The organism is Thermoanaerobacterium calidifontis, from assembly GCF_055381745.1.
The window spans coordinates 1827636-1850677 of record NZ_AP042436.1 but is presented as its reverse complement, the minus strand read 5'-3'; the positions used below and the strand labels follow the sequence as shown (position 1 = coordinate 1850677).

Genomic DNA, 23042 nt, shown 5'->3' with positions numbered 1-23042 from the left:
GTTATGAATGAGTGTAATAAAATATTTGTTGGATCTTGGCGCAGTTGTAATGCTTCCTATAATAATCTTCATACTTGGTATGATTTTAGGTGAGAAGCCTGGTAAGGCTTTTCGTTCAGCTTTAACAATCGGAATAGGATTCATTGGAATAAATCTTGTTATAGGCTTACTTGTCAATAATTTAGGACCTGCAGCACAAGCAATGGTTAAAAACATGGGTGTAAAATTAAATGTGATTGATGTTGGTTGGCCGGCATCATCAGCAATTGCATTTGCATCGAAAGTAGGAGCTTTTGTAATACCATTAGGTCTTGCTATCAATATCATAATGCTTGCCACAAGATTGACAAAGACTGTAAACGTAGATTTCTGGAATTATTGGCATTTTGCTTTTACTGGAGCTCTTGTGACCGCTGCTACAGGAAACTTAACATTAGGCTTAATTGCGGCAGCAATTAATGCAGCCATAGTGTTGAAGCTTGCAGACTGGACAGCAAAAACTGTGCAAGACTTTTATGGATTACCCGGAATTTCCTTGCCACACGGCTTTTCAGCAGCGTATGTACCAATAGCCATACCATTGAATAAATTAATTGACAAAATACCTTACATTAACAAAATTGAAGCAGATCCTGATACAATTAATAAGAAATTTGGCATATTTGGAGAGCCTGTTGTATTAGGTTTAATCTTGGGATTGATATTAGGTATATTAGCAAAATTTGATGCAAAGACGACTTTAAATCTTGGAATGTCTATGGCTGGTGTAATGTTTTTGATGCCAAGGATGGTAAAAATACTCATGGAAGGCCTTATACCAATTTCCGAAGCCGCAAAATCATTTATGCAGAAAAGATTTGCAGGTAAAGAATTCTATATAGGGCTTGATTCTGCAGTTGCAGTTGGTCATCCTGCAGCAATATCCACGGCGTTAATTTTAGTACCTATTACAATATTGATTGCAGTAATACTGCCAGGCAACAATGTTTTACCATTTGGCGATTTAGCTACAATACCGTTCATGGTGGCTATGATAGCGCCTATTACGAGAGGAAATGTGTTTAGATCAGTCATAATAGGAGCAATTGTAATAGGTGTAGGGCTTCTGATTGCAACTAATGTTGCTCCACTCCTTACACAAGCTGCAACGGACGCTGCATTTAAGTTCCCAAGCGGCGCTTCTCAAATATCAAGTATTTGCGATGGTGCAAATCCTTTGACTTGGATAATTTTAAAGATTATGAATTTGTTCTAAATATTGCATGAAATCTTGATGGGAGTATTAAAAGCTCCCATTAAGATTTTAAAAATGTTATTTATTCAGAAAATATTAAATAGGGAGATGATCTCTTGTTAGTATCATCAAAAGAATTGTTTAAGATTGCCAGGAAATATAATTTCGCTATACCGGCTCCAAATTTCATAGATCAGAACTCTATAAAAGCGTATATTGAGGTTGCGGAAGAATTAAATTTACCTATTATTTTGGCATATGCAGAGGCACATGAAGATTTCTTATCATTTGATGAAGCTCTTTATTTGGGTAAATACTATGGTGAAAAAACTAAAATTCCGGCAGTATTGCATTTTGACCATGGTACAAAAAAAGAGTTGATCATGAAAGCAATAGACAATGGATTCAATTCAGTAATGATAGACGCTTCTATGGACTCATTTGATGACAATGTTAGAAAAACAAAAGAGATAGTCGAATACGCTCATTTAAGAGGAGTAGTTGTAGAAGCCGAAATTGGGCATGTTGGAAATAGTGAAAACTATAGAGATAATGACAATAGTGCCAGCATATATACTACCGTTGAAGATGCAAAAAGATTCGTTGAACTTACGGATGTAGACTCTTTGGCAATTTCTATTGGCACAGCTCATGGACATTATAAAGGGAAACCGATTATAGATTTTAATAGATTAAAGGAAATTAGAAGCACTGTCGATGTTCCTTTGGTACTTCATGGAGGCTCATCTTCTGGAGATGACAATTTAAAAAGATGTGCTACTGAAGGAATAAGCAAGATAAACATTTATACTGATTTGGTAACTGCTGCATGTGATAAAGTGAAAAACACTCAATTCAACGATTATTATGAACTGATTTGTGCTCAAAAAGAAGGCATGAAAGAATGCTTAAAACATTATTATGATGTTTTTGAAACAAACAAATACAGACAAGCTAATGTCATATAAAGAGGTGATAACATGGGAAAAATAAGAACACCATTTTTTGTAGTAAACCCCAAGTCATATCTTTACGGTGAAGAAAGTTTACAATTAGCACTTGCTGCAGACAAGTTTGCTGAAGAATATGATGTTGATATATTTTTTACCGCTCCATTTGCAGATTTATATTACATTAGATCTAATACAAAAAACATCAAAATTACAGCACAGCATATGGATCCATTATTACCTGGACGTGGTATGGGCTATGTACTGCCTGAATCGATTAAGTCAGCAGGTGCAGAAGCAGTATTCTTAAATCATGCTGAACATCCATTGAAATTATCCGATTTAGTTAAAACAATAAAAAGAGCGAAAGATTTAGAACTTATTACAATTGTCTGTGCTGATTCAGTAGAAGAGGCTACAGCTATAGCTATGTTGGAACCTGACATACTATTGTGTGAACCAACTGATTTAATTGGTACAGGGAAAACTAGTGGTTATGAGTATATAAGAGAAACTACGAGGAAAATAAAAGATATAAATAATAATATCTTGGTCATGCAGGCAGCAGGAATAAGTTCTGGAGAAGATGTTTATCAGACGATAATAAATGGTGCCGATGGGACAGGAGCGACAAGCGGCATAATCAATGCGCCAGATAGAGTAAAAATGTTAGAAGAAATGATACAAGCTATTGTAAAAGCTAAAAACGAATTGAAATAAGGAAGGGGGCTTTAAAGTGAAAATCTATAAAGAACAAATTTATTTAACATCTCATGGAGGAACGCCTAGCTTTTTTAATATAACTCCTTCTGTTAAGGAAATAATCAAAAAAAGCGAGATACAAAATGGCATTTGTGCTGTGATTTCTCCTCATACCACTTGTTCTGTGTTCTTTGAAGAATTTGTTCACGATTATACTGAAAATGGTGATGAATATCTTCAAGCTGATTTAAACAATGTCCTTAAAAAGATCATTCCAGATCAAGTTGAAGCAGGACAATACAACTATCCCGGTGAAAAACATTATGAAGCAGTATTATCATGGCCTGATGCAGAAGAATACCTTCCAAATGGTGATCGCTCAGCACTTTTAAATTGTGATGCGCATTTAAAAGCGACATTGATTGGTTCTAGTGAGATATTTGAAGTTGATAATGGGAAGTTAGGGGTAGGACCAACAGGTTATATTTATTTTGTAGATTTTGATCGTACGCGACCCCGCATTCGTAAATGTAAGATAATTGTTCTGGGAGAATGATTTTTAAATTTTAATGCTAAAGACTGCATTAGGAAACAAAAAATACTTTGTATGAGGAATATGCAAAACTCCACTTTATTAAGCAAATGCGGTGGAGTTTTGAGCTATAATTTAATATTAAATGTTTTTCATCAAATCAAGAATAGTTTACAAGAGGTGTTTATATGATAAAGTATATGGAAGCCGACCTGTTTTGCTTACACTGCGATAAAAATACTAACCACGTGATTTACTACAATGGTGATGAAAAAATAATTAGAATAAGATGTCAAGCTTGCAAGACTGAGATAGAGCTGAAAGATGACTTTATATCAAGAAATAAAAACATTGGGTTATTAGAGAAATCTTTCAAAATAACAGAAGAATTGATAAGCGAATTAAATAAATTTTTATTTTCAATACCTATTAAAATCCTAAAATCTCCAAGCGATTTTATAAATAAAAAGAATTAAAGAAAGTATTGATTGCGGCTGTGATAGCCGTTTTTTTATTGGATTTCCTCAATCCCTTATTATCATTGCTGCATTCATTAATATATTCCTCCACATAATTTAGAATATACCTCCAACCACCTCTTTACATTAGAAGCGGTTGGAGGTTTTGTTTTTATGCATGGAATATAGGTGTCACGCCTTTGGATATTTCCTTTAGATGATTTATTTCATCCTCTGTGATTTCTTTATAGTTTTCTGCTACTTCTAATGCTAATGGGAAATATGATTCATCACCAGGAGGTATAGCAGCAGTTATTGGTTGAGATAATGTAAATCTTAGTGCCATTTTTGCTATTTCTTTATCTTCGATTGGCATGTACCATGTTTTTGGATGCGATGTATCATATGGAGGTTTTGTCGTAAATGCCATTGCCTTTATGGCAAGCCTGCCTATATTTTTTGAAACTGCTTTTTCAATAACTTGAGGCCCAAAATTGCCATTAAAATAATTTACAAAATTCACAGGAAACAATATTGCATCAAAATCAAAGGCATCCATAAGCTTTAAAGCAATTTGGACAGAATGGGCAGAAAATCCTGTATATCTTATCTTTCCATCTTTTTTAGCCTTGTCTAAAAGCTCTAAAACTCCTCCAGAGCTTATAGCTTTATTGTAGTCATCTTCTGTCTTCATTTCATGTAATTGATAGAGGTCAAAATAATCAGTTTTAAGCCTTTTAAAGGATTCAGTCATTTCCTTTAAAGCACTTTCTTCTGTGCGGCCGTCGGTTTTACAAGCTAAAAACACTTTATCTCTTTTTCCAACCAATGCATTGCCAAGTTTTATTTCTGCATCGCCATAACTGGGGGATACGTCGAAGTAGTTTATTCCCTTGTCATAAGCGTATGCAACTAAATCATTGGCTTTGTTTTGTTCCATATTCATGACCAGTATACCCCCAAATCCTATGATCGAAAGTTCTTCGCCAGTATTTCCTAACACTCTTTTAATCATTTACACCACCCCTAAAGTTATGATATAACACGAAAATAGCAAAATCAAGTTATAAATGAAATTTATGCCTTCTTGAGAAAATACACTATTAATAATATAAGCGGTATTATCAGTTGCAGAGGAATGTGGACGTAAAGGGCCAGTATAGGAAGCTCTACAGACACTTGAATAAAATAAGACTCTGCTGTGACAATCGATAAGGCATAGACAATTGCAGCAGTGGGGATTATCAAAAATTTATATTCTTTTATGTCGAAAACGGACTGGCAAACTTTCAAACCAGCAAAGGTAAAAATGATTATCTTGATTAAATTGCCTATTATCATAAGGGCTATGTATAAAGAATCCAAATTTCTAAAAAATCCTAAGGCAATAAGCCGAGTTACGGTGTAAAAAGGGAAATTTACTCTGGATGCTTCTTTGACGCCTATTGCAGATATTATGTTTATATCATTGAATGCAAGTAAAATTCCAGTAATCAAATAAACGAGAGAAGAATATTTGAATAAATCTTTGCTGCATTTTATTTCTGGAAATATCATCATAAAGACGAACATTTCTCCAAAAGGAAAAGTAAGTATACGGGGGTATGCTGCTTTTAATACTGGCATTATTCCACCTGAAAATACAGGGAAGATTTTGCTAAAGCTATAACCTGGTATGGTGTAAGCAAGGATAAAAACTACTGATATTAAGGATAGAAAAAAAGGCAGCAACATACTGGCTACTTTCAAAGTTACGCTTATGTCGAACAACAAAAAGTACGCAGTTACAATCATCAAGAAAACGGCAATAATTTTAATAGGGGCTAAAGGAAATATGCTGCTTGTGCTTAGCTCTAAATAATCCCTCGTGACGCGAGCTGCCATATAAAAAAAGTAAAACATGTAGATTATTGATATCATTTTTCCAATGATCTTTCCAAAGCTTATTTTTAATATCTCAGTTAGATTGACATTGTATGTGCTGTACAAAAAAATGTACAAATACAAAAGCGGCAGGGCCGAAATCATTGCCAATAAAACCGCTATCCATGAATCTTGCTTTGCTGATATTCCATGTGCAAATAAAATAGTGTTTCCTATCTCAAACAAAAACATGGCAGAAAAAAGTTCTTTAATCGTGACGCTTTTCATATACTACATCCCCACATTCATACAAGTGTCATTATTAGTTTTAAATCTTAAGAATAATTTATACGAGATTGATGAAAGTAAATTTATTGACATGCTTAACCTATAAGAATAAAATTTTATTAATATTTAGTGTGAGGTGAGATGAAATTGTATTACAAAAAATTAGTAGGGGAAAAATGTTATCTATCACCAATGAATGTGGACGACTATGAAAAATATGTAGAGTGGGTTAACGATATGGAAGTTGCTGCAGGAATGCTTTTTGCATCACAAATTGTTACTAAAGAAAGAGAAAAAGAACTTGTAGAAAGTCTTTCTAAAGATTACAATTTTGCCATAGTAGATATTAAGCGAGATGAGCTTATAGGCAATATCGGATTTCCTAAAATAGATTATATAAATAGAGTTGCTGAAGTAGGATTATTTATAGGGAATAAAGAATTTTGGAGTAAAGGCTATGGCCAAGATGCACTTAAATTGGCACTTGATTTTGGATTCAATATCCTCAATATGCACAATATTTATTTAAGAGTTTACTCCTACAACAAACCGGCTATATCTTGCTACAAAAAAGTTGGCTTCAAAGAGGCAGGTAGGATAAGAGAAGCGAAAAGAATAGCAGGAGAAAGATATGACGAGATAATCATGGACATATTGGAAGACGAATATGAATCAGCCTATATCAAAAAAATCGTTAGCGGAAAAAATCTTTAAAAGCGCATATAAGATTTTTGAACTTTCCCTATATTATAAGTGAAACCAAAAAAATATAGGGAGAGGATATAGATGTTAGGGATAGATTACATATACGAAAATTTAGATAGTCTTTCTGGAAGTGAGATAAAACTTTTGCTGTTTCTGCTAAAGTACGCTGATAAATTTCCAGTACACGTAACGACAGATGAATTTCAAAATGGAAAGCTTGATGATGGTAGAAAGAGGTTAGACAACGGTACAGGTTTATCAGCCGGTGCGATTTCGGAGACGATCAAAAAATTAATCGACAAAAAGCTTATTGTATGCTTTATTGATAATACAGACTTAGGCAGGATAAAAAAGTATTACATGATTTCAAAAAATAAATATGATAAAAACGTTACATATGCTTATGACAAAGAGACTTGCGAATATTTATCATACGAGAATTGGCTTAAATCACTTAATGTAGAAAGGATTTCAGAAAATGAAACCGCATCACAATTAAAAAAAGCCAAAGATGCACTGCCATTTTCTGAAACCCTTAAAAATCCACCAGTTTCAAAAAACGATGACATATATACTATGAATAATAATATATATCAATCATATCAATCAGATAAATCGATTGATAAAAATGATATGATAGATCGATCTATCAATCATGAGGATTTATCTGCAGCAAAAAAATTTGAAGACGAGAAGCAAAGCACATCAAAAAATGTTAAGCTTAAAGGCGATACGTCAGTACCGAACGCCTTGATAAATACCATTAAAAGCAAATACGATCTTAGTGACGACGATGTGAAGATCTGCCTTTCTAGGATGAAAGGAAAAGAAATAAAGTATCCAGCAAAATTTTTAGAGAAAGTGGCGGAAAACTACGTTAAAGAAAAAGAACTGTTTTCACAAATAGAAAGCGCACAACAGCCGAAACGTGATTATGAAGTACCGCGAAACTACTTCAACTCATATCCACAGAGAAAGTACAATATCGAAGAACTTGAGAGATACCTTTTGACTGGTAGAGCCAGCGATGACCACGTATTTCCATCTTTTACGTAGGTGGATGCTGAAATTGTTTATACAAAATGATTTATGATATAATATAGAAGACATGAAGAATGAACGATTGGATGGGATTTTACAATGAATGAACAAGTTTTGATAAATGGTTTTGAAGATAAAAAATATTCAAAAATTAGCGCAAAACCTTTTTTAAAATGGGCTGGAGGCAAAACTCAACTTTTAAATGAGCTAAATAGCAGATTGCCATTACAAATAATGCAGAAACACGAGATAGAAAGTTATATTGAACCTTTTGTAGGTGGAGGAGCCTTTTTCTTTTTTTTAAAAAATAATTATAACGTAAAAGAAACTTTTTTGATAGATTCGAATAAAGAGTTAATTGTAGGATATAAAGCCATACAAAATAATGTAGAAGATTTAATATTCGAATTAGAAGATATCGAAAGTAGATATTTAAAATTATCAGATGAGGAAAGAAAAGAATTTTATTACAATGTTAGAGAAGAGTATAACACTCAAAAAGATACATTTAATTATTTTATGTATAATTCTGACTGGATAAAAAGAGCTTCTTACTTGATTTTTTTAAACAAGACATGTTTTAATGGTTTATATAGATTAAACAAAAATGGAGATTTTAATGTACCATTTGGCAAATATAGTAAACCTAAAATCTGTGATAAAGAAAATTTATATGAGGTTAATAAAGCATTAATAAATACGGAGATTATATGTGCAGATTTTGAAGAATCGAAAAAGTTTATAAAGAAAAGCAGCCTTGTATACCTCGATCCGCCATATCGCCCACTAAGTTCGACTTCTAATTTTACATCATACAATGAATTGGGATTTGATGATGGCGATCAAGTTAGGTTGTCTGAGTACTTTAAAGAGATGGATAAAAAAGGAGCTTATTTAATATTAAGCAATTCAGATCCTAAAAACATTGATAAAGATGATGATTTTTTTGATAAATTGTATGAAGAATTTATTATAGAGAGAGTCAGCGCAAAAAGATACATTAATAGCAAAGGTAATGGGCGGGGGCCAATTAATGAACTTATAATTAGAAATTATAGATAAACTGGAATTAAATGAGGGGGCATAGTATGGATTCAATCTATTTTGATTTTTTAAGAATGGAAAATTTAGAAGAAGTCATAGAAGAATTTCACAATACATTAGTTGATACAAATAGAAACTACAAATTTTTTGTGGATTGGGAGAAAGTAAAAAGACACGTTGATAAGTATAAGATTGAATTTAATATTCTAAACACATTGATTGGAAATAAACAATTTGATGACGATTTAAGGAGAATTTTGTTAAGTTATCCTCAAGTCATTTCTACTATCCCGATTTTATTAGCAATACGAGAACAAAAGCTGACAGTTATTGATGATTTTAATGATGAACGTTTTAACATAGTTCATTATGATTTTAATAAAAAGACGTTAACAAATAAAGATATTGAAAATATTGTTGAGTTCTTTGAAAAAACTGGTTTAAAGAGATTTTTCCTTGAATTATCTTCAAGAAGTGTACAAGATTACGTCTTAGGTGTCGAAGTTGGCATGGATACCAATGCACGTAAGAATAGAAGTGGAGATGCTATGGAATTGATGTTAAAGCCGATGATTGAAAAAATAGCATCTAAAGGAAAAAGTTCTTTTGATATATTGTTTCAAAAAAAGTTTCAGTACTTAGAAAATAATTATAATATACGTGTAAATTCTTCAATTAAGAACAGAAAAGCTGATTTTATCATAATAAAAGATGGAAATAAAGTTATAAATGTAGAAGTCAATTTTTATTCAGGGACAGGCTCAAAACCTCAAGAAATAGTTGATTCATATATAGAAAGGCAAAATGAGCTGAAAGAAAATGGCTTTGAATTCATCTGGATAACTGATGGGGTTGGCTGGAGAGGTCAAAAAAATCAATTGCATAAAGGTTTTGAACGAGTTAATTACCTATTAAATCTATATTTTGTTCGGAAAGGTTTGTTGGAGGAAATTTTATGGAAAATATAAATTTCAAAAAAGAAATAACAACTGTTTGGTCATTTCCAGAAAGAGGAGATTGGGCAACACATAATGGAAAATACAGAGGAAATTTTGCACCGCAGGTTCCAAGAAATGTAATACTTCGCTATTCAAAAGAAAACGATGTTGTTTTAGATCCCATGGTTGGAAGTGGTACTACTTTGGTAGAGGCAAAATTACTAAATAGGAAGGGTATCGGCTTTGATATCAATCCTGATGCGGTGAAAATAGCAAAGCGAAACATTGATTTTGGTGATATTAAAGGAAATAAATACAAGTTTGAACCTGCTGTAGAAGTAGGAGATATTAGAGACCTTAAAAAAATCGATGACGGCAGTATTGATTTAGTTGTAACGCATCCTCCATATCTAAATATTATAAAATATTCAAACGGTGATATAGATGGTGATTTATCAAACATTTCAGGAGTAAAGAAGTTTTTAAATGAGTTGGAAAAAGGTGTTTTAGAGCTTTTCAGGGTTTTAAAAAATAATGGGTATTGTGCGATATTGATAGGCGATACAAGAAAAAGCGGCCATTATGTTCCGCTGGCTTTTTATGTGATGCAACTTTTTCTAAAAAATGGCTTTATATTGAAGGAAGATATTATAAAAGTACAACATAATTGTAAATCAACACCATATTGGGAAAGTCAGGTGGAAAAATATAATTTTTATTTAATAATGCATGAGCATTTATTTGTATTTAGGAAGCCTGAAGATGGAGAAGACTTAAGTAGAGTAAAATATAGCATGTGGCAAGGAAGCATATAGCAGTAATGGCATTATAAATTTGTATTACGTCATTTATGATTATGATATAATCAAAATAGGTGATGTAGATATGAGTAAAATAATAAAAAATAATTATACAGAAGAAGATTATGAAAACTGGCCGGAAGATGAAAGAGTTGAATTGATTGATGGACAGATATATGTGATGGCTCCACCATTAAGGGTACATCAAGAAGTTTCAATGCAATTGTCAGTTTTAATATATAATTATATTGCTTCAAATGGGGGAAAATGCAAAGTTTATTCTGCGCCCTTTGACGTCCGGCTAAAAGATAAAAATAATAAGGTAAGCAGAGTACAACCTGATATATCTATTGTATGTGATGAGAAAAAGTTAAATGATAAAGGATGTGATGGCGCTCCGGATATGATAATAGAGATAGCCTCACCATCTTCTTTGTCAAGAGATTACGTTGTAAAAGTGAATTTATATCAAAGCTCTGGTGTAAAAGAATACTGGATTGTGAATCCACATAAAAAAAGCATTATAGTTTTTAAAATGAATCAGAATGATGAATACAGTGAGGTAGATCAATACAGCTTTGATGATACTGTTAAAGTCGGCATATTTGAAGATTTAAAGATAGATTTTAAAAACATATTGATGTAAAAATTAATTAGACGCAATTGGAGATGAAATCATGTTAAACCTGCTTATTTTGTTGGCCGAAAGATTCAGCATGATAGGACTTTTGGCTTTTATCTTGTCAAAGGCAAACTTTTTTAAAAAGGTTATAAGCAATAATGTAAGTTATAAGGATCTTTCGATACTGATAACTATATTCAGCTTAATAGGCATCATAGGAACGTATGTAGGCATTCCTATAAATGGTGCTATTGCCAATTCGAGGGTAGTAGGACCTATGATAGCAGGACTTTTAGGTGGACCTTTTATCGGGCTTATTGTTGGATTTATAGCTGGGTTTCACAGATTTTTAATAGGCGGATTTACGGCTTTAGCGTGTGGAATATCGACAACGGCGGAAGGACTTATAGGCGGCATCATAAAGAAATACTATAAAAATACGGTTGACTGGAAAATAGCGTTTTTAGCAGGCATAATTGGTGAAACATTGCAGATGGTATTGATCCTTGCCATATCGAGACCTTTTGCCAGTGCACTATCGCTGGTAAAGGTGATTGGCATACCTATGATATTGGTCAATTCAACTGGGATTGCCGTGTTTATGCTGATCATCAAATCAGTATTTGACGAGATTGACACGATACAGTCAAGGCAAGCCAAGATAATCCTTGATATTACGTCTAAAACAATACCGTATATTAGAAATGGGTTAAATAGTGATACGGCAAAAATTGTTTCCGAGATCATACATGAGGCGATTGATGCAGATGCTGTCGCCATAACAGATATGAAGACGATTTTGGCATCTGTAGGATTAGATGAAGCAGATGAAAATTGTCATCTATTTAAAAAGTCTGAAGTGAATGCATTTAGGTTTAAAAAGGTCTATGTGGAAAACAGCAAAAAAGGTTTGTGCCTTTTATCGTCTGTGACAGCACCTCTATACTGTTATGATGAATTAGTTGGCACACTTAAAATTTTTCGCAAGAATAAGTTTGTAAACAGTACAGATATAGAAGTCGCAAAAGGATTAAGCAATTTGATTTCGAATCAGCTTGAAATCGCTGATGCAGAAAACCAGAAAAGGATTGCCGACGAAATGAAGTTTAATGCACTGCAATCACAGATAAATCCTCATTTCCTGTTTAATGCGCTTAATACTGTCATTTCATTTATACAGTACAATCCCGATGGCGCTAGTAGGCTTCTTATCACATTAAGCGAATATTTAAGAAACAATCTAAGACATGCGGGGAAATGGATAACTGTAGGCAAGGAAATCGAAAATATCGATGACTATTTGTTTATAGAAAAAGCTCGCTTTGGCGAAAAGATAAATGTGGTCAAGGATATTGATGGCGATATTCTAAACATGTACATCCCTGCTTTGTTGATACAGCCTATTGTGGAAAATGCTGTGAAACACGGCATTCTTCCAAAAGACAATGGTGGCACAGTAATAATAAGGGCCAAAAACAACAAGGATTTTATCAGGTTTTCTGTGGAAGACGACGGAGAGGGAATGGATAATCAGATGCGTTTAAAGATTTTAAACGGTGAGTCGGGAAACAATGCAGGTATAGGCCTTCACAATGTGTATGAAAGAGTTAAAAGCATATATAAAGGTGCTTTCTTTAAGATAGATAGCAAAAAAGGATACGGTACAAAAGTTTCATTTGACTTTCCAAAGTTTTACGATGGGAAAAAGGAGGAATTTTCTGGTGGTTTTAAGGTCTCTAATAGTGGACGATGAAATTCCTGCAATAGAAGGATTAAAACATCTTTTAGAGGATTATAAGAATACTTTAGAAGTCGTAGGGACAGCTACAAACGGTACAGAGGCGTTTGAAAAGATTATAAGTTTAAAACCTGATGTGGTCTTTTTAGATATAGACATACCAAAGATAAATGGCATCAATGTTGCAAGCAATATATCATCACTTGAGAAGGTGCCATTAGTCATATTTGTCACAGCGTACGATAGCTATGCGGTAGATGCATTTGAGATTGGTGCTGTTGACTATCTTTTAAAACCCATAAATCCATGCAGATTAAGTAAAACCATCAATAAAATAGCCGGGATGATAGATAAACCGGATCAATGGAAAAACTATATAGACAACGAGGCGAAATTCTTTGAAAAGCAATTTAATAAGTTGCCTGTTGAGAAGTTTGGCAGGATAAGGCTTATAGATTTTGATGAAATCGTGTATGCAGAAGCGATGGAAGGTAAAGTCTTAATAAAAACCAAAAACGACATATTTGAATACAACGATACCATGAAGAATTTAGAGAGCCGACTTAAAGAGCCATTATTCTTAAGGGTGCAAAAAAGCTTCATAGTTAATTTGAATAACGTTGCAGAGATACTTCCATGGTTTAAAGGGACTTATTGGCTTACAATGAATGACGATAAAAAAACTAAAATTTCTGTCGGCAAAAATAAGATAAAGGAACTTAAAGCGATATTAGGCCTTAGCAGAAATTAGAAATGTAAACATTTCTTTTTGATAACGTATATTTCTTTTTATCCCTTTATCGTTTACTTTCATGGAATAATCGATGAATTTTATTTACCTTTATTTTATACTCCTTATAGAATCAAAAATATAAGGAGGTCTTAATTTATGAGTGCTATTGTATTAGTCATTGCTGCTGCATGTATATTTGCATTAGCATACCGTTTTTACGGCGCATTTATAGCATCAAAAGTTTTAGTTTTGGACGAGACGAAAAAGACCCCTGCTTATGAGTTGGAAAATGGTTACGACTATGTACCTACAAATAAATGGGTGCTTTTTGGACATCATTTTGCAGCTATAGCAGGGGCAGGTCCATTGGTAGGCCCGGTTCTTGCTGCACAATTTGGTTACTTGCCTGGAGCACTTTGGATATTGATAGGCGCAGTTTTGGCAGGCGCAGTGCATGACATGGTCATTTTGTTTGCATCTGTACGTCATGAAGGTAAATCACTGGCAGAAATTGCAAGAGCGGAAGTTGGCAAATTTTCAGGGTTTGCTGCAACGATGGCTGTGATATTTATTTTGCTTATTACCGTCGCAGGACTTGCAATCGTTGTCGTGAATTCTCTTTTTAATAGCTCATGGGGAACTTTTACCGTAGGTGCTACAATACCTATCGCATTATTTATGGCTATCTACATGAGATGGATAAGACCTAATAAAGTGTCTGAAGCTACCATAATCGGTGTGGCGCTAATGATACTGTCAGTTGTATCCGGTCCTGCAATCCAGCATTCAGCATTGGCACCATATCTTACATTCAATCAACACCAGATGACGATTATCATAGCTATATACGGACTTGTGGCTGCAGTTTTGCCAGTATGGCTGCTTTTGACACCAAGGGATTATCTTAGCACTTATATGAAGATCGGCGTTATAACATTGTTAGCTGTGGGAGTTATATTTGTAAACCCATTGATAAGAATGCCTTTAACCACGAAATTCATTCATGGTGGTGGACCTATAATACCCGGTAAAGTATGGCCTTATGTGTTTATAACTATTGCATGTGGTGCACTGTCAGGATTCCATTCTCTCATAGCTACAGGTACAACGCCTAAGATGATTAAAAGTGAAAAAGACATTTTGCCTATAGGATATGGGGCGATGCTTGTAGAAGGGTTTGTATCTATAATGGCGCTTATTGCTGCTACCAGCTTGCATCCTGGTGATTATTTTGCAATAAATGTACCGCCACAAATCTTTGCCCATCTCGGAATGAATACTGTTGATCTTCCTGCACTTTCAAAAGCTGTGGGAGAAACTTTGGCAGGAAGGACTGGTGGTGCAGTTACTTTAGGCGTAGGTATGTCTTACATTTTCTCATCGATACCAGGTTTTAAAGAATTAATGTCATATTTGTATCATTTCTCAATACTATTTGAAGCATTGTTTATACTGACGACAGTCGATGCAGGTACAAGAATCGGAAGGTACGTTTTGCAAGAAGCTGGTGGATATATCTACAAGCCATTAAAAAATAAGAATTGGTGGCCAGGTATCATAATCACAAGCGTTGTATTTACATCTGCGTGGGGTTATTTGGTGTACAATGGCAGTATATCTACCATATGGCCTTTATTTGGTACATCGAATCAGCTTTTGGCATCAATTGCATTAGCAATCGGGACGACGATGCTTTTAAAGAGAGGGAAGGCAAAGTATGTTGCCATAACAGCAGTGCCATTTGCATTCATGATAGTTACGACAGTTACGGCAGCATATCTAAATATTGTGACAAACTACCTGCCATCAGGCAATACAGTTTTAATAGTTTTTTCGATAATAATTTTGCTATTAGCTGTAGCTATAAGCATCGATTGTGTGGTAAAGTGGATTAAGATATACAGGGAAATGCATTCTCAAGATGTGGCTGCAAATTTAGAAACATCTAATTAAAAGCGATAAAAAGGACAGGTGAAAGCCTGTCCTTATGTATTAATATTCTTCTTTTCTTATACCAAATTCGGCGGATTCGACCCATTCATAAGAATGATTTAACAATGTTATTATGTCTTCGATTATACTATAATGCTCTTCTTCCTGCTTTATAAGGTATTTGAAGATTTCACTTTCTTTTACATCATTGGTGTCATTTAAAAACTTTTTATAGAGATCTATGCTTTCTTTTTCTTTATCTAAAATTAGCCAGTATCCTTCAATCTGTCCCGGTATATCTTTAATGTTATTTTTAAAATCTTTTGCGCTGAAAAATATATTTTTAGCCCTTTCTAAATTCCTATTATCTTTTAATTCAAATGTAATTTCGTTCATTTTGTTTTTTAGTATTTCTGCATGTGTCATTTCATCTTTTGCCATCTCTTTAAATACATTGTAAAGTTCATTGTCTTTATTCAATTCAGCTTGATTATTGTAGTACTGTGCACCATCCAGTTCCATTTTGATTGCATACTCTAAAGGATTCATATAATCATCTCCATTATCAATAAATAATAATTTTCTTCTAATAATATTATAACATTATTTGCTAATTAATCAAAGAGGAAAATGAAAATATTTGAGTTTTTTATATCTTATGAAAGATAAATTTTGAATCCTAACGACAATCTTGACACAGGGTATATAATAAATATGATGTTGTAAAATTTACATAAGAAGGTGTCAAGATTGAATAGAGGTTATATTTACCTTATCATAACTGTGCTTTTTTTCAGCACTTACGAGGTGGTAGGAAGAACACTGACAGGCATTGTAAATCCACTTCAGATAAATTTCATCAGGTTTTTTATAGGCGGACTCATATTGCTGCCTATTGCCATAAAAAATATTAAAAGCAAAAATTTACGTATCACATTTAAAGATTTTTGGTTATTAGTGTTGATAGGGCTTACTAATGTGGTGTTTAGCATGTCATTTTTGCAGATAGGGATAAACATGACATCCGCCAGCCTTTCTGCTGTAATATTTAGTTCAAATCCTCTTTTTGTAATGATCACTGCTTCAATTCTGTTAAACGAAGAATTAAATCGTACCAAGATTTATGGTTTGATATTTGGTGTAATAGGTTTAGTTATAGTATTTTATAAGCAGTTGATTTCTGGCGGAAACAATATTACTGGAATTATATTTCTCGTTTTATCGTCAATCATGTATGGTGTATACACAGTATTAGGTAAGAAGTTTACTGTTAAGTACGACAGCGTCGTAATGAATTCATTTTCCTTCATAATAGGAAGTTTGCTTCTTATCCCTTTGCTTTTGTACAACAAATATCCTATTTTCAGTTTGTCACTAAAAGCTATTCCCCAGATGTTGTATTTAACGGTATTTGTTACAGGCATTGCATATTACACTTATTTCTTAGGTTTATCTAGTGTAAATACTGGCATAGGATCTATGGTTTTCTTTGCAAAGCCAATATTGGCTAGCATAATTGCGGCAATATTTTTATCGGAAAAGATCACAATCCAGCTTGTAATCGGCACAATCGTAATACTTATAGGTATATTGATTGTGCAAAAAGACAATATAACTGTATTTAGCAATAAAAATGCAGATGAAGAGATAACGAATTAAAATGTTATTTCGTATTTGCGATCAGTATGAATAATGGAATTTTACAATAAAATAATAAAGTAAAATATTGACTTTTGCTATGAATGAGTATATAATATTATTGATGTTATCGTTAACGTAAAATTCAAAGAAATTAACAAATATACTATTTAGCACCACATCTAAAATATGTAATTTCACAGAAATGGCGTGTTTTCACAAAATGACTTTTTGCAGATTGTTGCTAATGGGGGGTGATAAATAACTTTAAAATATCAGAATTAAATTTAAGTATAAGGGGGAGGTAGCAATGTTAAAGAAGAGTAATTTAATTTTCTTTTGCACTGTGTTTTTAATTTCTGCATTAATGACTTTCGTGAATTCAAACACTGCTTTTGCATTAGATAGGTCATCGTTAATTACAAAAACAATAACCATTATCACAAGTGAACCAAATTTTGCCATTGATGGTGCTTATCATGAATTGGAAGAAGGGCTTCTAACTAAAGTAGTTAATGAAAATGGAACAGTGTTGTCACCACTTAGAGATATATTTGACGCAATTGGTGAAACATATAAATATGATGAATCGACACAGACAATTACAATGTCAATTGATGATGATACATTAGTTATGTTTGTAGGCAAGACTAATGCCTTATTTAATGGAAAGCAGCTTCAAAGCCCAATAGCGCCAAAATTGATAAATGGTTCTGTATTTTTACCAATTAGATTTGTCTTCGAAAGTTTTGGTTGTCCAGTTAAATGGGAATCAAATAGATCGAGAATAGTTATTCCAGTCATTATGAAGGCTAATGCTGAAAACGTAGGACCTGCTAAAGGAGGATCTGTAACGTTTAGTACATTATTGACACAGCCAGCTGAATGGTACGGAAGCAGTGAATCACAAAAAGTTGCTGATGTTGTCATGGGATTTCAAAATCCCGATGGTGGTTGGATAAAATTACAGCCTGATGTTGATATGACTAAACCTATAACAGGACCTGGCGATTTAAACGTAAGAGTGCAATCCACTATTGATAATGATTCTACATTTACTGAAATGAAATTTCTAGCCAAAATGTATAATGCCACAAAAAACGAAAAATATAAAGAAAGTTTTGATAAAGCTTTAGATTACATACTAAATGGTCAATATGATAATGGTGGATGGCCACAATTTTTAACAGATCCAGTCGGATACCAAAAAAATATCACTTTTAATGATAATGCAATGATAAACATAATGACTATAATAAGAGATGTAATGACAAACAAAGATAATTTATATTCGTTTGTTGATAGTGAAAGAGTTGATAGATGTAAAACTGCCTTTGATAAAGGTGTAAATTTGATTTTAAAATCTCAAATTGTAGTTAATGGTAAAAAGACAGCATGGTGTGCCCAAATTGATAAAGATACACTACAGCCGGCAACAGGACGTTCCTATGAATTACCATCAATTAGTGGACAGGAAAGTGTTGGAATCGTGAGATTTTTGATGAGCATTGATAATCCAAGTCCCGCAATTATTGATGCAATACAATCTGCGGTGGCATGGTTCAATGAAGTTAAAATAAGTGGTATAAAAGTTGTTACAATAAATGATCCTACTATGGAATTTGGTGGAGATAGAATTGTAGTTAAAGATCCTAATGCACCTTTACTTTGGGCACGATTTTATGAAATAGGTACCAATAGGCCGATATTTGCAAGTCGTGATGGAGTTAAAAAATATAATTTAGCTGATATTTCCTATGAGAGAAGGATGAAATATAATTGGTATACATCTGCACCACAAAGCTTACTTACTAATGATTATCCGAAGTGGCAAGCTAAGTGGGCTCCAAATGATAATGTGCTTGCAAAAAATTAAAAATGGTCAGATAAACTGATTGTTTTTTAAAATGCAAGGGCCTCAATGTGATTTAGAGGCCCTTAGGTTTTATACATCCAAATTTTCTACCTTTTTCTTAAAGACAAATTTAAGTATGATGTAATATATTATACCAATTCCAATCCATGATGCCCCAAGAATTTTTGCGTGGTTGTTTAAGTTTATCCATACATAGAAGATTACTAAAAAGCCTAAAACTGGTGATACAATGTGTTTCCATATATTTAATGATTTGTTTTTAATAAAATGAACAATTACAGTTATATGAAGGACTAAGAACGATGTCAAGGCTCCAAAGTTTATTACTGACGTAAGATCAGCTATTCTATTGCTGTAGATTATAACGAGAATAGCTGAAAGAACAGCTATGGATATAGTTGCAATGTATGGGGTCTTGTATTTTGGATGAACTTTTGACAAGAATGAAGGTAGGTTTTTATCTCTTGCCATACTAAAAAGCACTCTTGACACTGCTGCTTGAGCTGCCAATGAATTTGCAATGCCCCATGCGAAAGCAGTAGCCAATGAAGTAGTTAACATAAGCCATGTACCACCTGCTCTTTTTGCCACATCGTAAAAAGCTGTGTTTAGATCACTGAAAGATTTATAATCAGGCCATATCATTGAAGCGACCCAAGTCTGAAGTATGAAAAGTATTCCGGCAAATAAAAGTGCTAATACAGTAGCTCTCCCGACTGTTTTTTTACCTCCTACTGTTTCTTCTGCAAGTGTGCTTATTCCATCAAAACCTAAAAAACTTAGAACTGCTATAGAAACTGCACTCATGACTAAACTTAGGCTAAAGTTTTGTGGATCGTAGAAAGCTTTGAATGAAAAATGTGCTCCTCCTATGCCTTGCGATACAGCTATAATACACCTACTACTACAAATAATGCTAAAACGATTAATTCTAATATGAGGACTATTCTGTTGAATTTTGCTGTAAATTCGATACCCAATATATTAATGATTGTATTAATGATTATGAAAGCCAATGCCCATACCACAATTGGAATGGCTGGAAATATGCTGCTTAATGCTGCGGCACTTACTACGTACAACAATGCGGGAACAAGAAGATAATCAAGAAGTATTGCCCATCCTGTGAAAAAACCGATGACTTTGTTTAAACCATTTGTCGCATAAGAGTAAACAGAACCTGCTATTGGAAATGCCTCAGACATTGAAGCATAGCTGAATGCAGTGAATATCATTCCGATAATGCCTATTAGATATGCCAGAGCGACCATTCCCTTTGATATGTCAGCAACGAAGCCATAGATACCAAAAGGAGCGATTGGAACCATAAATATGAGACCGTAAATGATGAGATCCCATACAGATAGAGCTCTTTTTAATTCTTGTTTATAACCAAATTTTTCAAGAGTGCTGTCGTTTTTGTTATCCATAGAATATTACCTCCTGATTAAAATTCTATTCCATACGCCTCCAAAACCCAGTTTGGCATTGAGAAGCGTGCTGTCTTCAGTGGATCAACAACTTGAGATATCTGGACATTGCCGGAGATGCTAAAAAGTGTTGATATTTCTTCTATTGATAGGTCAGTATTTTTTTGGAAAAGTTCTGCCATATCTTTTACTGCTGTTTCTATGGCTTTTTCTATTGATTCATTTGATGCGATTGTGGCTGTTACTTCATTTGTCTTGACAATTGGATTATTTAGCTTTAAGTTTTTTAAAACTCTAAGCTTTACAGTAACGGTGCCGCTTACTTCTACACCTGATACGCCTATTTCTCCATCTCCCATTACAGCGTGCAAATCTCCTAATGCGAAAAGTGCACCATCCACAAATACAGGCAAATAAAGCTTAGAGCCTTCTCTTATAAGTGTTGTATCCATGTTCCCTCCATGGGGACCAGGTGTGCCGCAGTTTATTTCGCCTTCTTTTGGTGCGACGCCTATTACACCTATCATTGGCTTTACAGGAAATGAGAGCTTTTCATTGAAAATGACTTTGCCATCATTTATTTCAACTACTTTTGAATATAGATCATTCATCATATGACCTAAAACTCCCAAATCTTTCCCTGTTGCAACGACGCCTTTGTCATCAATGTCGATTTTCTTGATTGTCACTTCAAGCGTGTCGCCTTCTTCTGCGCCATTCACGTAGATTGGACCTATTGCGGGATTTACTTTATCCCAATCCATTGTTTCTAACTTGTCATCATTTGTTTTGATTTGGCATGAAAAACAATCTAAAGTTTCTATCTTCACCTCCTCTCCGTCGTTTACATAAAGTACAGGATCGTTGTGTCTTGAAAAGCTAAAGATGCACTTCTCGTTTGTCAATTCATGCATATTCCAGCATCTCCTTTTTATGTAAATTATGTTTAAGTTCATTATAGCCCTAAATAAGATGTTATTCAATAAAAATATATTTTAATGATTAAAATGTTTTTATAATTTCTAAAATGAATCTACCAAAGTTTAAAGGTAAAAGTGAGAAAGCATCACGAAACAAACATAATTGAAAACATTGTTGAGGTTTAAAAATTTTTCGCTTAACTTTTTTTATAAAAAATATATAATGTAATTGGGATCAAAATATAAGATCCTCCTCTTTCTTAATTAATTAAATGCAATAACAGCTCGTAGAGCTGTTATTGCATTTATAGCAGTTATTCGCAGGCATTGATATGCTTAGTTTTGTTATTATTTTTTTAGCTCCAGAAATTGGAGTTTAATTGTACAATTTCCTTAATTCAGAGAATGTGCCAAGCTATTTAAAAATATAATTAATATGATATAATGTTTGTAAGCATTGTGGTGGAAATATATAGGAATGGAGGGGAAATACATGGCAAACAAAAAGGATAAATATATTGTTTTATTAAAAGCGATTTTGTGGACATATATTATCATGTGCATAATCATAGCCGGATTAAATTATGGGTATGCAAGTAAAGCACCTAAAAATGTAGCCAATGTGATAAATTGGATTTGGCAATTTTACGAAAACTGGATTAAGACGATATTTATTATCATAGGCAGTTTTCTCACTATAAACATAATAGGCAAGTCGAAAAGGACAAAAATGAGAAAAGCAAACCTTATTGGTTTAATCATTGCAGCACTTATTGTACATATTATAATGCCACTATTTTTCCACAATGGCGATGTATATTTCTTTTCAATGCCACTTCCATGGACGACAGTGCCGTTGCAGCTTTTATACCATAATTCCTCGTTTTATAAAAGTTATTTTCATATATGGGGTGTTGCAGGCATTTCAAGTGTATTAATATTCTACGTATTGGTTAGCATAATCGTTTTTATAGGAACTTTTTTATACGGTAGAAGATGGCAATGCTCTACAATTTGTCTTTTCAATGGATTCGCTTCAGAAGTTTTTGATCCTGTTTTTCCTCTTTTGGGTAAGAGAAAACATCTAAATCAAAAGGGGATAAAAATATTTGCATTATTGAGATGGTTATTCTTTGCTATATCGCTATTTTTCACTATTTGGTGGATATTATTTTTATCTGGAGCATTTTTAGGTGGCAATTATGATGCGATAAGTAAGATGGAATCGTATAAGTATCTTGCTGGCGAACTTCTTATGGCTATGTTTTTTTGGATTGCATTAACAGGCAGAGGATATTGTTATTATTGTCCATTGGGAACAGTTTTAGGATTGATAAGTAAAGTCGCCGGGCAAAAAATAACTACAAATAATTCAAAATGTATCCAATGCGGACAATGCAACGAATCATGTCCAATGAGTATAGACATAAAAAGTGCAGCATATTACGGTAAAGATGTCTCTGATATAAGGTGTGTAGGGTGCGGCCATTGTGTTGATGCATGTCCTACAAAAACATTATCTTATACAACGAAAGTTTTAAGTATATTAAAAAAGAAAACTAAAAAATCGTCTATTGTACAAATTTGACAATTATTAG

At 33.5% G+C, this 23042-nt stretch carries 21 protein-coding genes and 1 pseudogene; 17 read left to right on the top strand and 5 right to left on the bottom strand.

From position 1 onward, the window contains the following. The first annotated feature begins 7 nt into the window (after window positions 1–7). The 5 genes from ACZ42G_RS09675 (at window position 8) to ACZ42G_RS09655 (ending at window position 3894) form a co-directional block, all read left to right on the top strand. Entirely contained in the window at window positions 8–1255 is a 1248-nt protein-coding gene (locus tag ACZ42G_RS09675) for a PTS galactitol transporter subunit IIC (RefSeq protein WP_464850260.1), read from the top strand. Window positions 1256–1350: 95 nt separating this feature from the next. Next, the gene (locus ACZ42G_RS09670) at window positions 1351–2202 is read left to right on the top strand and encodes a class II fructose-bisphosphate aldolase (protein ID WP_464850259.1); all 852 of its coding nucleotides are present in this window, start codon (window positions 1351–1353) and stop codon (window positions 2200–2202) included. Window positions 2203–2214: 12 nt separating this feature from the next. Further along, window positions 2215–2904 carry a triose-phosphate isomerase gene (locus ACZ42G_RS09665; protein WP_464850257.1) on the top strand — a complete coding sequence of 230 codons (690 nt, stop codon included), beginning with the start codon at window positions 2215–2217 and terminating at the stop codon, window positions 2902–2904. A gap of 16 nt (window positions 2905–2920) precedes the next feature. Next, the gene (locus ACZ42G_RS09660; RefSeq protein WP_464850255.1) at window positions 2921–3442 is read left to right on the top strand and encodes a YjbQ family protein; all 522 of its coding nucleotides are present in this window, start codon (window positions 2921–2923) and stop codon (window positions 3440–3442) included. A 164-nt stretch (window positions 3443–3606) separates the two neighbouring features. After that, complete coding sequence (locus ACZ42G_RS09655; protein WP_464850254.1) at window positions 3607–3894, top strand: hypothetical protein; 288 nt, start codon at window positions 3607–3609, stop codon at window positions 3892–3894. A 154-nt stretch (window positions 3895–4048) separates the two neighbouring features. Here ACZ42G_RS09655 and ACZ42G_RS09650 read toward each other — a convergent pair whose 3' ends face one another. Beyond that, window positions 4049–4891, bottom strand: coding sequence for an aldo/keto reductase (locus tag ACZ42G_RS09650; RefSeq protein ID WP_464850252.1), 843 nt, complete (start codon window positions 4889–4891; stop codon window positions 4049–4051). A gap of 62 nt (window positions 4892–4953) precedes the next feature. Beyond that, window positions 4954–6027, bottom strand: coding sequence for a GerAB/ArcD/ProY family transporter (locus ACZ42G_RS09645; protein ID WP_464850250.1), 1074 nt, complete (start codon window positions 6025–6027; stop codon window positions 4954–4956). 147 nt (window positions 6028–6174) lie between these two features. Between ACZ42G_RS09645 and ACZ42G_RS09640 the strand changes: the two genes are divergently transcribed. The 9 genes from ACZ42G_RS09640 to ACZ42G_RS09600 all read left to right on the top strand — a co-directional run bounded on the left by ACZ42G_RS09640 (window position 6175) and on the right by ACZ42G_RS09600 (window position 15601). Further along, a complete protein-coding gene (locus tag ACZ42G_RS09640) occupies window positions 6175–6741 on the top strand; it encodes a GNAT family N-acetyltransferase (RefSeq protein WP_464850248.1) in 567 nt (188 codons plus the stop codon). A gap of 72 nt (window positions 6742–6813) precedes the next feature. Beyond that, window positions 6814–7788: a hypothetical protein gene (locus tag ACZ42G_RS09635; RefSeq protein WP_464850246.1), complete on the top strand. Its 975-nt coding sequence runs from the start codon at window positions 6814–6816 to the stop codon at window positions 7786–7788. Window positions 7789–7872: 84 nt separating this feature from the next. After that, on the top strand, window positions 7873–8835 hold the full coding sequence (locus ACZ42G_RS09630; protein ID WP_274893015.1) for a DNA adenine methylase: 963 nt from the start codon (window positions 7873–7875) through the stop codon (window positions 8833–8835). 26 nt (window positions 8836–8861) lie between these two features. Next, entirely contained in the window at window positions 8862–9785 is a 924-nt protein-coding gene (locus ACZ42G_RS09625; protein ID WP_274893014.1) for a type II restriction endonuclease, read from the top strand. Continuing rightward, window positions 9773–10570, top strand: a complete 798-nt coding sequence (locus tag ACZ42G_RS09620) for a TRM11 family SAM-dependent methyltransferase (protein WP_085113308.1) — start codon at window positions 9773–9775, stop codon at window positions 10568–10570. Before ACZ42G_RS09625 ends, ACZ42G_RS09620 begins: the two co-directional genes overlap by 13 nt. 70 nt (window positions 10571–10640) lie before the next feature. After that, window positions 10641–11201, top strand: coding sequence for a Uma2 family endonuclease (locus ACZ42G_RS09615; protein ID WP_274893013.1), 561 nt, complete (start codon window positions 10641–10643; stop codon window positions 11199–11201). 31 nt (window positions 11202–11232) lie between these two features. Then, window positions 11233–12930, top strand: a complete 1698-nt coding sequence (locus ACZ42G_RS09610; protein WP_464850243.1) for a LytS/YhcK type 5TM receptor domain-containing protein — start codon at window positions 11233–11235, stop codon at window positions 12928–12930. Then, window positions 12899–13666, top strand: a complete 768-nt coding sequence (locus ACZ42G_RS09605) for a LytR/AlgR family response regulator transcription factor (protein ID WP_085113305.1) — start codon at window positions 12899–12901, stop codon at window positions 13664–13666. Before ACZ42G_RS09610 ends, ACZ42G_RS09605 begins: the two co-directional genes overlap by 32 nt. Before the next feature lie 138 nt (window positions 13667–13804). After that, complete coding sequence (locus ACZ42G_RS09600; protein ID WP_085113304.1) at window positions 13805–15601, top strand: carbon starvation CstA family protein; 1797 nt, start codon at window positions 13805–13807, stop codon at window positions 15599–15601. Between the two features lie 39 nt (window positions 15602–15640). Here ACZ42G_RS09600 and ACZ42G_RS09595 read toward each other — a convergent pair whose 3' ends face one another. Beyond that, window positions 15641–16129, bottom strand: coding sequence for a ferritin-like domain-containing protein (locus ACZ42G_RS09595; RefSeq protein WP_464850241.1), 489 nt, complete (start codon window positions 16127–16129; stop codon window positions 15641–15643). 201 nt (window positions 16130–16330) lie between these two features. On the opposite strand from ACZ42G_RS09595, the gene ACZ42G_RS09590 reads away from it, so the two are divergent. Together ACZ42G_RS09590 and pelA are read left to right on the top strand one after the other, a co-directional pair. Then, window positions 16331–17239 (top strand): DMT family transporter, encoded by a 909-nt coding sequence (locus tag ACZ42G_RS09590; RefSeq protein ID WP_464850239.1) that lies wholly within the window; start codon window positions 16331–16333, stop codon window positions 17237–17239. 289 nt (window positions 17240–17528) lie between these two features. Beyond that, window positions 17529–19094: a pectate lyase gene (gene pelA / locus ACZ42G_RS09585; protein WP_274893007.1), complete on the top strand. Its 1566-nt coding sequence runs from the start codon at window positions 17529–17531 to the stop codon at window positions 19092–19094. Between the two features lie 69 nt (window positions 19095–19163). On the opposite strand, the pseudogene ACZ42G_RS09580 reads toward pelA, so the two are convergent. Next, a pseudogene (locus tag ACZ42G_RS09580) lies at window positions 19164–20375 on the bottom strand (APC family permease); the annotation flags it as partial. A gap of 166 nt (window positions 20376–20541) precedes the next feature. Continuing rightward, window positions 20542–21438, bottom strand: coding sequence for an acetamidase/formamidase family protein (locus ACZ42G_RS09575; RefSeq protein WP_464850237.1), 897 nt, complete (start codon window positions 21436–21438; stop codon window positions 20542–20544). Between the two features lie 499 nt (window positions 21439–21937). Here ACZ42G_RS09575 and ACZ42G_RS09570 point away from each other — a divergent pair, with 499 nt between their 5' ends. Then, a complete protein-coding gene (locus ACZ42G_RS09570; protein ID WP_464850235.1) occupies window positions 21938–23032 on the top strand; it encodes a 4Fe-4S binding protein in 1095 nt (364 codons plus the stop codon). The last annotated feature ends 10 nt before the right edge of the window (window positions 23033–23042 follow it).

Excerpts from the sequence above, each read along its gene's own strand:
- ACZ42G_RS09665 (WP_464850257.1), top strand. The coding sequence starts at position 2,215 with ATGGGAAAAATAAGAACACCATTTTTTGTAGTAAACCCCAAGTCATAT.
- ACZ42G_RS09630 (WP_274893015.1), top strand. The coding sequence starts at position 7,873 with ATGAATGAACAAGTTTTGATAAATGGTTTTGAAGATAAAAAATATTCA.
- ACZ42G_RS09675 (WP_464850260.1), top strand. The coding sequence starts at position 8 with ATGAGTGTAATAAAATATTTGTTGGATCTTGGCGCAGTTGTAATGCTT.
- ACZ42G_RS09575 (WP_464850237.1), bottom strand. The coding sequence starts at position 21,438 with ATGCATGAATTGACAAACGAGAAGTGCATCTTTAGCTTTTCAAGACAC.
- ACZ42G_RS09595 (WP_464850241.1), bottom strand. The coding sequence starts at position 16,129 with ATGAATCCTTTAGAGTATGCAATCAAAATGGAACTGGATGGTGCACAG.
- ACZ42G_RS09610 (WP_464850243.1), top strand. The coding sequence starts at position 11,233 with ATGTTAAACCTGCTTATTTTGTTGGCCGAAAGATTCAGCATGATAGGA.
- ACZ42G_RS09615 (WP_274893013.1), top strand. The coding sequence starts at position 10,641 with ATGAGTAAAATAATAAAAAATAATTATACAGAAGAAGATTATGAAAAC.
- pelA (WP_274893007.1), top strand. The coding sequence starts at position 17,529 with ATGTTAAAGAAGAGTAATTTAATTTTCTTTTGCACTGTGTTTTTAATT.
- ACZ42G_RS09635 (WP_464850246.1), top strand. The coding sequence starts at position 6,814 with ATGTTAGGGATAGATTACATATACGAAAATTTAGATAGTCTTTCTGGA.
- ACZ42G_RS09620 (WP_085113308.1), top strand. The coding sequence starts at position 9,773 with ATGGAAAATATAAATTTCAAAAAAGAAATAACAACTGTTTGGTCATTT.
- ACZ42G_RS09625 (WP_274893014.1), top strand. The coding sequence starts at position 8,862 with ATGGATTCAATCTATTTTGATTTTTTAAGAATGGAAAATTTAGAAGAA.
- ACZ42G_RS09655 (WP_464850254.1), top strand. The coding sequence starts at position 3,607 with ATGATAAAGTATATGGAAGCCGACCTGTTTTGCTTACACTGCGATAAA.
- ACZ42G_RS09650 (WP_464850252.1), bottom strand. The coding sequence starts at position 4,891 with ATGATTAAAAGAGTGTTAGGAAATACTGGCGAAGAACTTTCGATCATA.
- ACZ42G_RS09645 (WP_464850250.1), bottom strand. The coding sequence starts at position 6,027 with ATGAAAAGCGTCACGATTAAAGAACTTTTTTCTGCCATGTTTTTGTTT.
- ACZ42G_RS09600 (WP_085113304.1), top strand. The coding sequence starts at position 13,805 with ATGAGTGCTATTGTATTAGTCATTGCTGCTGCATGTATATTTGCATTA.
- ACZ42G_RS09570 (WP_464850235.1), top strand. The coding sequence starts at position 21,938 with ATGGCAAACAAAAAGGATAAATATATTGTTTTATTAAAAGCGATTTTG.